At 60.2% G+C, this 14308-nt stretch carries 12 protein-coding genes; all 12 read left to right on the top strand.

Going from position 1 to position 14308, the window contains the following annotated elements:
* The first annotated feature begins 2 nt into the window (after positions 1-2).
* The 12 genes from YH63_RS01035 (at position 3) to YH63_RS00980 (ending at position 14289) form a co-directional block, all read left to right on the top strand.
* Positions 3-1055 (top strand): ABC transporter ATP-binding protein, encoded by a 1053-nt coding sequence (locus YH63_RS01035; protein ID WP_046829207.1) that lies wholly within the window; start codon positions 3-5, stop codon positions 1053-1055.
* Positions 1056-1114: 59 nt separating this feature from the next.
* Entirely contained in the window at positions 1115-2434 is a 1320-nt protein-coding gene (locus tag YH63_RS01030) for an ABC transporter substrate-binding protein (protein WP_083992731.1), read from the top strand.
* 64 nt (positions 2435-2498) lie between these two features.
* Positions 2499-3359, top strand: coding sequence for a carbohydrate ABC transporter permease (locus tag YH63_RS01025; protein ID WP_046829857.1), 861 nt, complete (start codon positions 2499-2501; stop codon positions 3357-3359).
* Complete coding sequence (locus tag YH63_RS01020; RefSeq protein WP_046829209.1) at positions 3359-4192, top strand: carbohydrate ABC transporter permease; 834 nt, start codon at positions 3359-3361, stop codon at positions 4190-4192. The genes YH63_RS01025 and YH63_RS01020 overlap by 1 nt, the downstream gene beginning before the upstream one ends.
* A 2-nt stretch (positions 4193-4194) precedes the next feature.
* Complete coding sequence (locus YH63_RS01015; protein ID WP_046829210.1) at positions 4195-4971, top strand: SDR family NAD(P)-dependent oxidoreductase; 777 nt, start codon at positions 4195-4197, stop codon at positions 4969-4971.
* Complete coding sequence (locus tag YH63_RS01010) at positions 4968-6059, top strand: glycerol dehydrogenase (protein ID WP_046829211.1); 1092 nt, start codon at positions 4968-4970, stop codon at positions 6057-6059. The genes YH63_RS01015 and YH63_RS01010 overlap by 4 nt, the downstream gene beginning before the upstream one ends.
* A 322-nt stretch (positions 6060-6381) precedes the next feature.
* A complete protein-coding gene (locus YH63_RS01005) occupies positions 6382-6471 on the top strand; it encodes a K(+)-transporting ATPase subunit F (RefSeq protein ID WP_046829212.1) in 90 nt (29 codons plus the stop codon).
* 9 nt (positions 6472-6480) lie between these two features.
* Positions 6481-8184 (top strand): potassium-transporting ATPase subunit KdpA, encoded by a 1704-nt coding sequence (kdpA, locus tag YH63_RS01000; RefSeq protein WP_046829213.1) that lies wholly within the window; start codon positions 6481-6483, stop codon positions 8182-8184.
* Between the two features lie 23 nt (positions 8185-8207).
* The gene (gene kdpB, locus YH63_RS00995; protein ID WP_137325084.1) at positions 8208-10280 is read left to right on the top strand and encodes a potassium-transporting ATPase subunit KdpB; all 2073 of its coding nucleotides are present in this window, start codon (positions 8208-8210) and stop codon (positions 10278-10280) included.
* 11 nt (positions 10281-10291) lie between these two features.
* Positions 10292-10894, top strand: coding sequence for a K(+)-transporting ATPase subunit C (locus YH63_RS00990; RefSeq protein ID WP_046829215.1), 603 nt, complete (start codon positions 10292-10294; stop codon positions 10892-10894).
* A gap of 21 nt (positions 10895-10915) precedes the next feature.
* Complete coding sequence (locus YH63_RS00985) at positions 10916-13603, top strand: sensor histidine kinase (protein WP_046829216.1); 2688 nt, start codon at positions 10916-10918, stop codon at positions 13601-13603.
* Positions 13600-14289, top strand: coding sequence for a winged helix-turn-helix domain-containing protein (locus YH63_RS00980; protein ID WP_046829217.1), 690 nt, complete (start codon positions 13600-13602; stop codon positions 14287-14289). The genes YH63_RS00985 and YH63_RS00980 overlap by 4 nt, the downstream gene beginning before the upstream one ends.
* The last annotated feature ends 19 nt before the right edge of the window (positions 14290-14308 follow it).

The raw sequence follows: 14308 nt of genomic DNA, 5'->3' as shown, positions 1-14308 counted from the left end.
CTATGTCAGAGATTAGACTCGAAAAAGTTCGCAAGGCGTATGGTCCGGTGATCGCCGTTCATGGCGTCGATCTGACGATTCGCGATGGTGAATTTGTTGTATTCCTCGGGCCATCGGGCTGCGGAAAGTCCACGACGCTGCGGATGCTGGCAGGTCTTGAGGAAATCACCTCCGGAAAAATCTTTATCGGCGACCGCGACGTAACCGCACTGGAGCCGAAGGATCGCAACATCGCGATGGTGTTCCAGAACTACGCGCTCTATCCGCACAAGACGATTTACGAGAACCTCGCCTTCGGTCTGCGAATGCGGAAAATGGATCCGGCGCAAATCGATATGCGGGTTCAGCGCGCCGCGAAGATGCTCGGCCTCGATGAATACCTGAAGCGGAAGCCGAAGCAGCTTTCGGGCGGCCAGATGCAGCGCGTTGCGCTCGGCCGCGCTCTCGTGCGCGAACCCGAAGTGTTCCTGCTGGATGAGCCGCTGTCCAATCTGGACGCCAAGCTGCGCGTTCGCATGCGCGAGGAAATCGCCCGGCTGCATCAGGAAGTTGGCACCAGCATGGTGTACGTGACCCATGACCAGGTCGAGGCGATGACGCTCGCCAATCGCATCGTTATCATGCGCGACGGCCACGTCCAGCAGGTCGGCGCGCCGCTAGAAGTCTACGATCGCCCGGTCAATCTGTTCGTGGCCGGTTTCATCGGATCGCCAGAAATGAATCTGATCGAGGGGCGGGCTTCGAACGGCACATTCGAGAGCGGGGCGCTGCGGATCGCGCTTCCAGCAGAGTATCAGGCCGTCAACGAAGAGATCACGCTCGGCATTCGCCCCGAGCACATTGCGCTCGGCGAGGGCCCAGATTCGCTTGCATTTGAAATCGGCGTTATCGAGCAGCTCGGCGCGCAGACCCTGAGCGTCGGCGAGGTAAGCGGCACGCGCCTGCGCATCCTCACCGATCGCGTCGATAACTGGAAATTCGGCCAGCGCATTCCCGTCCGGCTTCAGGCCGGGCGGCTCCACCTGTTCTCGAAAGCAACGGGACAAAGAATCTAGGCGACCAAGAAACTAAAACGAACGTTCACAACAGTGAATTTGCCATGGGAGACAACGAAATGTCTAAGAACGGAAAAAGTATCGACCGCCGCACGCTGATCAAGGGCGCCGGCGCAGTCGGCGCAGGGATCGCGGCGGGCACACTCGGCGCGCCCGCAGTTTGGGGGCAGGGCAAGAAGACGATCCGCTTCCTCAACACCGAAACATCCATCGACAGCATCCGCGCGCTGAAGGTCGCTTGTGCTGAATACGAACGGATGACCGGCACGCAGGTCATCGTCGATTCCGTGCCGCTTGACGATGCCTTTACCAAGGTGACGACCTCGCTGCGCGGCGGTCAGCCTTATGACATCGCGACGTTTGCCTTCGTCGGTCACGTTTTGCTGCTGCAGGCGGAAGGGCATTTGATGCCGCTGACCGAGTTGACCAGCAAGCACAAGTGGGGCCCGAAGATTCTCTTCCCCATTAAGGGCGAAACCTACTGGTATCCCTACGACTACAATCTGGCCTGGATTTATTACCGCAAGGACCTCTACGAGAAGAAGGGCCTGAGCGTTCCCAAGACTTGGGCCGATATGCTCAAGAATTCGCAGGCGCTGAATGAAGATGGCCGCGCGGGCGCTCTGTTCCCGATCGGCAGCAACGGCGCAACCAACTGGCTGTCGCCGGGCTTCATGTGGGCCGAAGGCGTCAAGCTGTTCGACGACAAGTGGAACGTCGCCATCGACAATGCGGCAAACGCTCCGAAGGTTGCGGCCTATCTCGATTTCTTTGCTGACCTCTACAAGACCATGCCGTCCGGCACGAGCCAGGCGAGCTTCGGTGAAGTGCTGTCCAACTTCTCCTCGGACAAGGTCGGGCACACGGCCTATGCCGGCCGCATCATCGAGGCGCTTGAGCGTACGTCACCGGCTCTCGCGACCAAGTACGGAATCATGCCGTACATGGACAGCGCGGGGAAGGCGAAGGCGGTCAACCACGGCTATGACGGCTGGGTGGTGCTGAAGACGCCGAACTCCAGCGAGTCGATGAAGTTCATGAAGTGGTTCACCGAGAACCAGTACATCAACTTCCTGCACACCGCGCCGTTGCACTTCCAGCCTCCGCGCCTCGACGTTTACGAGGATGCGCGCTGGCGCGCTCACCCGCTGATCGAGAAGCACAAGGAAGCTGTAGAGACCATGAAGGGCTTCATCGTCGACAAATCGATGACCCTGACGTCCGTCGATACGGAAGGTCCTGCGCCAGATCTGCGTCCGGGCAAGGTCTTCGAAGGCTTTGTGATCCCCGAAATGCTGCAGAATCGCATCCTGAAGAACATGCCGGCGGCCGACTGCGTCAAGGCAGCGGGCGACAAGATGCGCAAGCTCACAGCATAAGAAAAGCGTTTGCCAACTGCCCGGCCGGATGCTCCCGGCCGGGCTTTTCCCCGGAAAGACGAACTTGAGTTCGAAAGCGACGATCTACAGCTTCTTGCTGATTGGACTGCTGGTGACGCTCGTGTTGATCGTCGCGCCGGTGACCTATGCCATCAGTCTGAGCTTCTACAAGCTCGACTCGTTTGTCGGTGAACCCAAATGGGTTGGCCTCGACAACTACATCGCGATTATGCAGTTGCCGGAATTCTGGCGCGCGCTTTGGAACGGCGTCCTTTATTCCCTGGGTTCGATCGTGCTTCAGGTCGTGCTCGGCATCGGCTTTGCCCTGATCCTGAATGAGACATTCCCCGGTCGCAATTTCGTTCGCGGACTCTCCATTCTTCCTTACCTGCTTCCGACCGTGGTCGTGATCCTCACATTCAAGTGGATGGTGGACGGCAGCATCGGCATCATCACCAAAGCCATCGCAGCCATGGGGCTGCCGCCTGTGAACTGGTTCGAGAGTTCCGGCGCGGCAATGACGTCAGTCATCCTCGTCAGCGTCTGGATGTGGACCCCGTTTGTCACGACCTGTTTCCTCGCGGCATTGCAGACCGTTCCGACGTCGCTCTACGAGGCGGCGCGGGTGGACGGCACCACGGCGGTGCAGCGGTTCTTCCACATTACGTTGCCGATGCTGAAGCCGATCCTGACCGTGGTCGTTCTGCTCCGCGCGATCTGGATGTTCAACAAGTTCGACGTGATCTGGCTTTTGACTCGCGGCGGGCCGGTCGGATCGACCGAGCATCTGGCCATCCTGTCCTATCGCCACGCATTCAGCCTGTTCGACATCGGCGGCGGCGCTGCGATTGCGACGATTTCCTTCGCGATCCTGTCGGTCGCCGTGTTCTTCTACTTCCGTATCTTCCCGCTCGAGGACGATTAATGGCCGCCGTCAAATCGCTTCCCGCCCGGCTGAGCCTTTATGGCGCCGCGATCGTCATCGCGATCTATTCGGCGTTCCCGATCTACTGGATGTTCATCTCCAGTCTGCGTGAGCCGACGAGCCTGCTCAGCACCGTCTCGCTGATGCCGGGTCCGTTCACGCTGGATTACTATCGTAACCTGCTCGAACTGACCGACTACCCGACGCATTTCATGAACAGCGTCATTGTCGCCGTGGTCACCGTCGTCGTAACGATGGTTTTTTCGATCATGATCGCCTACGCCGTGACGCGCCAGCGCATTCGCGGCAAGAAGCTGATCGTGGGCGCGATGCTCTACGCCTACATGTTCCCGCCGCTGCTGATCGCGATTCCGATGTTCACGATCTTCGCGCGTCTTGGCCTCAGCGACACCTTGATCGGCCTGATCGCGTCGCATCTGACACTGACGCTGCCGCTTGGCGTCTGGTTCCTGTGGGGATTCTTCAAGGGCATGCCGTTCGAGCTGGAAGAGGCCGCGATGGTCGATGGCTGTACACGGCTTGGCGCCTTCCTGCGGGTGGTGCTGCCATTGTCGCTGCCCGGGTTGATCACGGTGGCGATCTTCTCGTTCCTGCTGTCGTGGACCGATTACACGTTCGCGCTGATCATGATCGGCAGCGATGCCAACAAGACGCTGCCGGTGGGGCTTGCCTCGATGGTCGGGTCATTCGATCTGCGGTGGGGTGAGATCATGGCGGGATCGACGCTGATCGCGCTGCCTTTATTCGCGGCGTTCGCGCTGTTGACGCAGTACTTCATTCAAGGCCTCGGTGCCGGTGCAGTGAAGGGTTAATCATGGATCTCGGATTGAAGGGCAAAGCCGCGTTGGTGACCGGTGCGGCGCGGGGCATTGGCAAGGCTGAGGCACTGGCGCTGGCGGCAGAAGGATGCTCCATCGCGATCAACGACATCGACCGCGAGGCGGCGGAGGCCACCGTGGCTGAATTGAGGGCTGCGGGCACGAAAGCAGTTGTCGCCATTGGTGACGTATCGGAAGAAGCAGGCGCGGAAGCCGTCGTCCGCGAAGCGCATCGCGGGCTTGGTCATCTCGACATTCTGGTCAACAACGCCGGCGCAGGCGGCCGGCATCTTGGCAGCCTTGCCGAAAACATGTCGCTCGACGATTGGGACATCATTGTCCGGACACATCTGCGCAGCACATTTCTGTGCAGCAAGTATGCGGTCCCGCTGATGCGCGAACGCGGCTTCGGACGGATTGTGAATACGTCGTCGATGAACGTCACCGGCGGCGGACGCCCCGGCGTGACGAATTATTCCGCAGCGAAGGCTGGCGTGATCGGATTCACGCGAACGCTGGCCAAGGAAGTCGGCAGCGCAGGAATTACGGTCAATGCAATCGCGCCGGGTTATGTCGAGACCGCGCTGATCGCGGGTTTTTCGGCTGAAAAGCGCGCGGTTATCGCCGGACAGAATCCGCTCGGCCGATTTTGCCAGCCTGAAGAGGTGGGTTCGCTGATCGCATTTCTGTGCTCCACTCAGGCCGCGTTCATCAACGGCGCGCTGATCTGCATGGATGGCGGCAAACGCGATTTCTTCTGGGGTGATCAATGACCATTCGAGCTTTCGGGGGGCCGCACCGTTACGTTCAGGGTCCGGGCGCGCTGAATGAACTCGCGGCGCTGGTGTCCCTTTACGGTCGTCGCCCGTTTATTGTGGCGGACGTGGCCGTGCTCGGTTCTCTGCGCGAACAGCTCACTGCATTGCTTAAGCCATGCACCGACGGCATGGAGTTCGCCGAGTTCTCAGGCGAATGTTCCGCGAACCAGATCGATACGATGGCCACCAAGGCTAGCGCTGCTAACAGCGACGTCATTATTGCGATTGGCGGCGGCAAGGCGATCGATACCGCAAAGGGCGTTCGCATTTTGCGCGGCGGGGCGATCATCGTCGTGCCGACGGTGGCCTCGAACGATGCGCCGACCAGCCGGCTGGCGATCGTCTACACCGACGATCATGTCCTGAAGGAAGTCCGGCTGATGCCGACCAACCCGGATGCGGTTGTCGTTGACACATCGATTATCGCGCGTGCGCCGCGCCGCTTCTTCGTTGCCGGGATCGGCGATGCGCTCTCGAAAAAGTTCGAGGCGGAGCAGTGCTTCAACTCCGGTGGCATGAACTTCTACAAGGCTCGGCCCGCCGCGCTCGCGGTTTCGATTGCCGACCAGTGCTATCAGGTGATCCGGCGGGATGCGATATCGTCCCTCGCGGCGGTCGACCGCAAGGAGCCTGACGCCGCTTTTGAGAATATCGTCGAGGCGACGATCCTGCTCAGCGGTCTCGGCTTCGAGAGCGGTGGCTTATCGATCGCGCATTCTCTTACGCGAGGCTTTTCAGCCATTCCTTCACTGAATGCATCGCTTCATGGCGAGCAGGTCGCATTCGGTCTCCTGACGCAGCTCTGTCTTGAGCAGCGGTCGGCAGACTTCCTTGCCGACATCGTCGCGTTCTATCGCGCGGTCGGTTTGCCGACGGGCCTGAAAGATCTTGGGTTCTCGGGCGACGTGCAGGACGGCATTCGGACCATCGCGCAGCGCTCGATCGCCGAAGCGCCATACCTCAAGCAGTTTGTCGGGGCCGTAACCGAGGAAAACCTCGTGGCCGCGCTCAAAAAAGCGGATGGGCTCGCAAAAGCGAGTTAAAAGCGGCCGCGACCGAACTCTTCTTAAGAGCGGTTGCCAGTGGACATACTGAAATCTTTGCGCTCGTTCTCGCCGCATGGCCGGAGCGGGCTTGATCTCGTTCCGGCTGGTCAGCCAATCTCTCCCATCTTTATTGTTTCTTTATACGCCACCCCGGCAATTCGCATCGTTTCCTTATGTGCCGCAGCCTATCTGCATGGAAGCCCCAATCATCGGTGGGAGTTTCCATGCTCGATCTGCTCATGCTGGCCATCGTCTTTGGCCTTTTCATCCTGACGATGGGTTACGCCATCGCCTGCGACCGGCTTTAGAGAGGCGTTTCATGTCCATTGATTATTCGTTGGCCGCGCTGACAACAGCGGGGCTGCTTGTCTATCTCACCTACGCTTTGCTGCGTCCTGAGCGTTTCTAGGAGTCCGCCATGACAATGATCGGTTGGGCCCAGATCATCATTTTCTGTGCCGTCATCGTCGCGCTCACTCCTGTGATCGGCGGCTACATGACCCGCGTGTTCGCGGGCGAACGCACATTTCTGTCGCCGATACTGCGTCCGGTTGAATCAGCATTGTATCGCATTGGCGGTGTCGACGAAAAGCGCGAGCAGCATTGGCTTGCCTACACGTTTGCCATGCTCCTGTTTCATGTGGGCGGCTTCGTGCTGCTGTATGCCTTGATGCGCGTGCAAGGTGCGCTGCCATTCAATCCGGCAGGCCAGTCCGCAGTCGCGCCCGACCTTGCACTGAACACGGCCATCAGCTTCATCACCAACACCAACTGGCAGAACTACGGTGGTGAAAGCACGATGTCCTATCTCGTGCAGATGCTGGGCCTGACGCATCAGAATTTCCTCTCGGCTGCGACGGGCATTGCCCTTGCGGTCGCGCTGAGTCGCGGATTTTCGCGGGCTTCGGTGCAGACCGTCGGTAATTTCTGGGTCGATCTCACCCGCGGCACGCTCTATGTGCTTCTGCCGATTTGCGTGCTGCTCTCGCTGTTTCTTGTGTGGCAGGGTATGCCTCAAACGCTCGGCGCGTACGTCGATGCGACAACACTGGAAGGCGCGAAACAAACCATCGCGGTTGGTCCTGTGGCTTCGCAGGTGGCCATCAAGATGCTGGGTACCAATGGAGGTGGCTTCTTCAACGCGAATGCCGCGCATCCGTTTGAGAATCCAACCGCGCTGTCCAACTTCGTGCAGATGCTCGCGATCTTCGTTCTCGGCGCGGCCATGACCAATGTTTTCGGCCGGATGATCGGCAATCAGCGGCAGGGCTGGGCGATCCTGGGAGCGATGGGCGTACTGTTCATTGTCGGCGTCGCGGTTTGCTACTGGGCTGAAGCCAACGGCACGTCCGCGTTGCAGGCGCTTGGCCTGACCGGCGGCAACATGGAAGGCAAGGAGGTCCGGTTCGGCATCGTTGCATCCGCATTGTTTGCCGTTGTCACCACCGCCGCCTCTTGTGGCGCAGTCAACGCCATGCACGACTCGTTCACGGCGCTCGGCGGGATGATTCCGCTGATCAACATGGAACTGGGCGAGATTGTCGTCGGCGGCGTCGGTGCAGGTCTTTACGGGATGCTGCTGTTTGTCATCATCACGGTGTTCGTCGCAGGTCTTATGGTCGGCCGCACGCCGGAATATGTCGGCAAGAAGATCGAAGCGCGTGAAGTCAAAATGGCGATGCTTGCCATCTTGATCCTGCCGCTGATGATGCTGGGCTGGACTGCGATCGCGGTGGTTTATGAACCGGCTGTTGCGTCGATGGGTAATGCTGGTCCGCACGGGTTCAGCGAAGTGCTCTATGCGTTCACCTCGCAGGCCGCAAACAATGGTTCCGCGTTCGGTGGGCTCACGGGCAACACCCCATTCTACAACCTGGCTGGCGCAGTCGCGATGTTCGTCGGCCGCTTCTGGATGATCGTGCCTGCCATGGCGATCGCGGGGTCGCTCGCCGCGAAGAAAACTGTAGCGTTGTCCAGCGGGACGTTCCCGACCACTGGCGGTCTGTTCGTCGGCTTGCTGGTCGGCGTGATCCTGATCGTTGGCGGTCTCACCTTCTTTCCCGCATTGGCGCTGGGCCCCATCGTCGAACATCTGGCGATGCTGGCCGGCGGCTCATTCTAGAATATCTCCTTCGGAGTAACGTTATGGAATCCGTTAAACTGCGCAAGCGCGTATCGGCGACGACGCTGCTCGATCCGTCCATCGTGCTGCCCGCCATCGGTCAGGCGTTCGTCAAACTCAATCCGCGCACACTCGCCAAGAATCCGGTGATGTTCGTGCTCGAGGTGGTCACGCTGCTGACGACGGTGCTGCTGATACGCGACATCGTCATCGGCGCCGAGAACATCGCGTTTGAGATGCAGATCACCATATGGCTGTGGTTTACCGTGCTGTTTGCCAATTTCGCCGAAGCCGTCGCGGAAGGACGCGGCAAGGCGCAGGCCGATACGCTGCGGCAGACCCGAACGGAAACGCGCGCCAAGCGGCTTCTGTCGGCTGACAACGATGAACTCTATGAGGGCGTGTCGGCGGACCAGCTTGAAGCAGGGGACCTCGTTGTCTGTACGGCGGGCGACATCATTCCCGGCGACGGCGAGGTGATCGAGGGTATTGCATCGGTCAACGAAGCTGCGGTCACTGGCGAATCGGCGCCGGTGATCCGGGAATCCGGCGGTGACCGCTCGGCGGTCACAGGCGGCACCACGGTGATCTCCGACCGTATCGTCATCCGTATCACGTCATCGCCGGGATCATCCTTTCTCGATCGCATGATCAAGCTGGTGGAAGGCGCGGACCGGCAGAAAACGCCGAACGAGATTGCGTTGAACATTCTGCTGGTCGGTTTGACGATCATTTTCGTGTTCGCGACGGCCACAATCCCGAGCTATGTCGCCTATGCTGGCGGTTCGATCTCGGTGGTGGTGCTGGTCGCACTGTTTGTGACGTTAATTCCCACCACCATCGGCGCGCTGTTGTCCGCGATTGGAATCGCGGGCATGGATCGCCTGGTTCGCTTCAACGTGCTGGCGATGTCGGGTCGTGCAGTCGAGGCCGCAGGTGACGTCGATACGTTGCTGTTGGACAAAACCGGCACGATTACTTTCGGCAATCGGTTCGCGACGGAGATTATCGTTGTGCCTGGCGTCTCGGAACGCGAGGCGGCCGAAGCTGCATTGCTTGCGAGCGATGCCGACGAGACGGCGGAAGGCCGTTCGATCATAACGATGGCAGCGGAGAAGTATGGCGTCCAACGCGAGGAGGCGCCGAAGGGCTCGGCGTTCATTCCTTTCTCGGCTGTGACGCGCCTGTCCGGCGTCGATATCGGCACGCGCAAGCTGCGGAAGGGCGCAATCGATTCGGTTCTGAAATTCGCCCGCGACGAGGCGGGCGGGGATATCACCGAGCCGCCTGCATTCCGCGCCGCGGTCGACCGGATCGCTCGCTCCGGCGGCACGCCGCTCGGATTGGCAGATGGTGGGCGTATCCTTGGCGTGATCCACCTCAAGGACGTGGTGAAGCCTGATGTGAAAGACAGGTTTGCAGCTCTGCGGCGGATGGGCATCAAAACGGTGATGATCACCGGCGACAACCCGGTGACGGCGGCCTCCATCGCATCTGAAGCGGGCGTCGATGATTTCATCGCCGAAGCGACACCGGAAGACAAGTTGCGGTACATTCGCAGCGAACAGGCGAACGGACGTCTGATCGCGATGTGCGGTGACGGCACCAACGACGCTCCTGCATTGGCGCAGGCGGATGTCGGTGTGGCGATGCAGAGCGGCACTCAGGCGGCGCGAGAAGCCGGCAACATGGTCGATCTTGATTCCGATCCCACCAAGCTGATCGAGGTGGTGGAGATCGGAAAGCAATTGCTGATGACGCGCGGAGCGCTGACGACATTCTCCATTGCCAACGACGTGGCGAAGTACTTCGCGATCATTCCGGCGATGTTTGTGGCGTTCTATCCGCAACTCGGCGTGTTGAACGTGATGCAACTGTCGACTCCGCAAAGCGCGATTTTGTCGGCAATCATCTTCAACGCACTCATTATCATCGGCCTGATTCCGCTGGCGCTTAAGGGTGTGAAGTATCGTCCTGTCGGTGCGGCAGCATTGCTGCGGCGGAATTTGCTGGTCTACGCGCTCGGCGGTGTGATCCTGCCGTTCATCGGCATCAAGGCGATCGATCTTGTGGTTACAGCCCTGAAGTTGGCTTGAGAGGTTTAGTCATGTTGAGAGAAATTCGTCCCGCACTTGTGTTCCTTATCGGCCTTGTGGCCATCACCGGGTTGATCTATCCGCTGGCGATGACGGGAGCGGCGCAGGTGCTGTTCCCCTATCAGGCCCAAGGCAGCCTGATCGAACAGGACGGCAAGGTGATCGGTTCTGCGCTGATCGGGCAGCAATTCACGGAAGCCAGGTATTTCCATGGCCGGCCGTCAGCGACAACCGGGCCTGACCCGCAGGACTCATCGAAGACCACCGCGGCTCCGTACAATGCCTCGAACTCCATGGGTTCGAATCTCGGCCCGACCAGCAAGGTGCTGGCCGAGCGGCTCGCGAGTGGCGTTGAGACTCTGAAGAAGGAGAATTCCTCGGCGGCTGTCCCGGTCGACCTTGTGACCACGTCGGGAAGCGGGCTTGACCCGGATATCTCCCCGGAAGCGGCGCTGTTTCAAGTGCCGCGGGTTGCGAAAGCGCGGGGCTTGCAGGAAGCGCGACTTCGCTCGCTTGTGGATGGGATGGTCGCGACGCGCAGTCTCGGCTTTCTGGGTGAACCTCGCGTAAATGTGCTGCAGTTGAACCTTGCAATGGATAAGATGGGTTCGTGAGTGCAGCTACCGAGGAGTTGAATGTCCAGCGAGGAGACGAAGAGAGCCTCACCTGACGCTTTGTTGGCCCTCGCGGGCAAGGAGGGCCGGGGGCGACTGAAGATTTTCCTCGGCGCGGCTCCCGGTGTCGGCAAGACCTACGCGATGCTCACAGCCGCGCGCAGCGAGAAGTCCGGAGGCAAGGATATTGCCGCCGGGCTGATCGAGACGCATGGCCGGCGGGAGACCGAGCAACTCATCGACGGGTTCGAAGTTTTGCCTCGAAAGCCGATCGTCTACCGCAATCAGGTGATGCGCGAGTTTGATCTCGATGCGGCTCTCGCGCGCAGACCGGATCTTCTGCTGGTCGATGAATACGCGCACACAAACGTGCCCGGCAGCCGTCATCCCAAACGCTGGCAGGATATCGACGAGCTGCTGCGGGCAGGGATCAACGTCTGGACGACGCTGAATATCCAGCATCTGGAAAGTCTCAACGACGTTGTTCAGAAGATCAGCAAGGTACGGGTGCGCGAGACCGTGCCGGACAAGGTTTTCGACAAAGCCGATGAAGTTGTGCTGGTCGATTTTCCGCCGGACGAACTGTTGAAGCGTCTGGCTGAAGGCAAGATCTACGTTCAGGATACCGCCGCTCGCGCTGTCGACAACTTCTTTAAGCCGCAGAATCTTACGGCGCTGCGCGAACTCGCGCTGCGGCGGGCGGCCGAGCGTGTCGATGCCACTCTCATCGAAAGCATGCAGGCGCAGGCGATTGAAGGGCCCTGGGCGGCGGGTGAACGCATTCTTGCCTGTGTCGGGCCCGACCAGATCTCACCGAGCGTCGTGCGTGCAGCCAAACGTCTCGCCGACTTGATGGATGCGCCATGGATCGCGGTAACCGTGGAGCGGCCAGGTGCCTATATCGACAGCGTCGCGCGCCAGCGGCTGGACGAGATACTGAAGCTTGCCGAGAGCCTCGGAGCTGAGACCCAGACGTTGACCGGCACCGACATGCCGGCCGAACTTCTGCGGTTCGCGAAGTTCGAGAACGTAACCCAGATTGTGGTTGGCCGGGCGCGCGGGGGCTTCATCAACGAATTACTGCGGCGCTCGCTTCCGCACGAACTGGTGCGGAGAACCCAGGACATTGCGATTCATCTGGTCACGCGAGCAGCTGACGCCGCGGGGTCACCGCCGCGGCCGCGACGACGCTGGTCTTTGGAAAAATTGAACGCACTGCATTTTTTCTACGCCACTGCTGCAGTCGGCGGGGCGGTGGTGGTTGGCGAGGTTCTCACGAGGCTGACGCCCATTCCGAACCTCTCGATTGTGTTCCTGCTGGCGGTGCTGTTCAGCGCGATGAATTTCGGCATCTGGCCGGCGATCTATGCGTCGATCCTGTCGTTCCTCGCCTACAATTTCTTCTTTATTTCACCGCTGCACACCCTGACCGTTGCCGAGCCTTATGAATTGCTCGCGCTTGTCATTTTTCTCGTTGTCGCGATCACCAGCGCCGCCATGGCGGCCAGGGTTCGCGAGCAGGCGCGCATTTCGGCGGATCGGATGCGGGCAACACGTCGGTTGTACGAGTTTACGCGGCGGCTGTCGGGACTGGCCAGCTCAGTTGATGTTGCGGAGGGTGCTGCGAGCGAAATTCACACCAGTTTGAGGCGGCCGGTCGTGGTGTTGCTGGCAAAGGATGACGATGTGGCGCTAACGGCGGCCTGGCCACCGGAGGACGAACTCGATGCCGCGGCGATGACGGCCGCGCGCTGGGCCTACAATCACGCCGAGCCCGCCGGCGCAAACACAGGTACGCTGCCCATTATCCCGTGGCTTTTTACGCCGCTGAGGATCGGCAATAAGGTGCTGGGGACGATTGGCGTTGCGACCGAGAAAGACGCACCGCCGCTCGACTCGGAGGAGCGAGCCTTGCTCGACACCTTATGCGGACAGGCGGCGGCTGCGCTTGAGCGGGCGTCATTGGCTGGCGAAATGGTCGACGCCAAGACCGCTGCCGAGGCCGAGCGGGTCCGCAATACCTTGCTGGCTTCGATCTCCCATGATTTCCGCACGCCGCTGTCATCGATACTTGGGTCTGCGACGAGTCTTCTCGATTATGGCGACAAACTCGATGCGGCGTCGAAGAACGATTTGCTCGGACAGATCAAGCAGGAGACTGAAGGTCTCGATGAAATGGTGCGCAACCTGCTGGCGATCACGCGGATCGACGCGGGGGCGCTTGAGTTGCGAAGCGATTGGATCGATCTGCGCGACATCGTGGCGCGGGTCGTCAGCGCGGTGCGTCGTCGTGGTGCTCGGCAATCATTGGCGATCGAATTGCCAGCCGATCTGCCGCTGGTGCGCGCCGATGCGATACTGATCGAACAGGCCGTTGGCAATATCGTCGCCAATGCAGTGCTGCACACCCCGCAACACACGCATATCGTTATTGATGCCGTGGCAGCAGACAGTGAAATATCTCTGCGGGTGACGGACAACGGGCTTGGCATTGCCGTTGATATGCTTCCGCGAATCTTCGACCGCTTCGTAAAAGGGGGCGGCGTGAATGCAAGCACCGACGGCAGGCAGGGGACCGGGCTTGGGCTTGCCATTGCCAAGGGCATCATGGAAGCGCATGGAGGTTCAATCCGGGCGGAGAGCCCTGTTGCTGAGAACCACGGCACCCGCTTCATCATGACATTTCCGCGAAAGGATCCGAAGGCATGACTGCCAGAGCCCGTGTGCTGGTCGTTGACGACGAAGCTGCGATTCTGCGCTTCCTCAAGCCGGCACTCGAAGCCAACAGCTATGAGATGAGTAGTACCGACACTGTTGCTGATGCAATCAAGCGGATTGCCGCCGAAACTCCGGATATTGTTCTGCTGGATCTTGGGCTCGCCGACGGTGACGGAAAGGATGTCATCCGCCGTGTCAGGGAGTGGTCGGACGTGCCGATTATCGTGCTGTCGGCGCGCGAACGCGAAGCCGAGAAAATCGATTCTCTCGATCTTGGCGCCGACGACTATGTGAACAAGCCGTTCAATGTCGGTGAATTGATGGCGCGGATGCGGGCGGCACTGCGCCATCGCCTGCAGCGCAAGGCCGAGACGCCCTTGCTTCGCGTCGGCGACCTGGAGGTCGACTCCGTTCGTCATCGTGTCACGCGCGGGGGTGCGGAGCTAAAGCTGACACCGAAGGAGTTCGATCTGCTGTCCTTTCTGGCGCGGCACGCAGGCCGTGTCGTCACGCACCGGCAAATTCTCGCCGCAGTCTGGGGGCCTGCACATACCGAGGATACGCAGTATCTGCGGGTCTATATCGGCCAACTCCGGCAGAAGATCGAGGACAAGCCGGATGATCCTCGCGTCGTGCTGACGGAGCCGGGCATCGGATACCGGGTGAGGGAGATGTAGCTACATCAGAAGGTGAGGG

Origin of the sequence: Afipia massiliensis, assembly GCF_001006325.2 — a bacterium.
Lineage (GTDB): Bacteria > Pseudomonadota > Alphaproteobacteria > Rhizobiales > Xanthobacteraceae > Afipia > Afipia massiliensis_A.
This window is presented reverse-complemented; position numbering and strand designations above follow the sequence as displayed.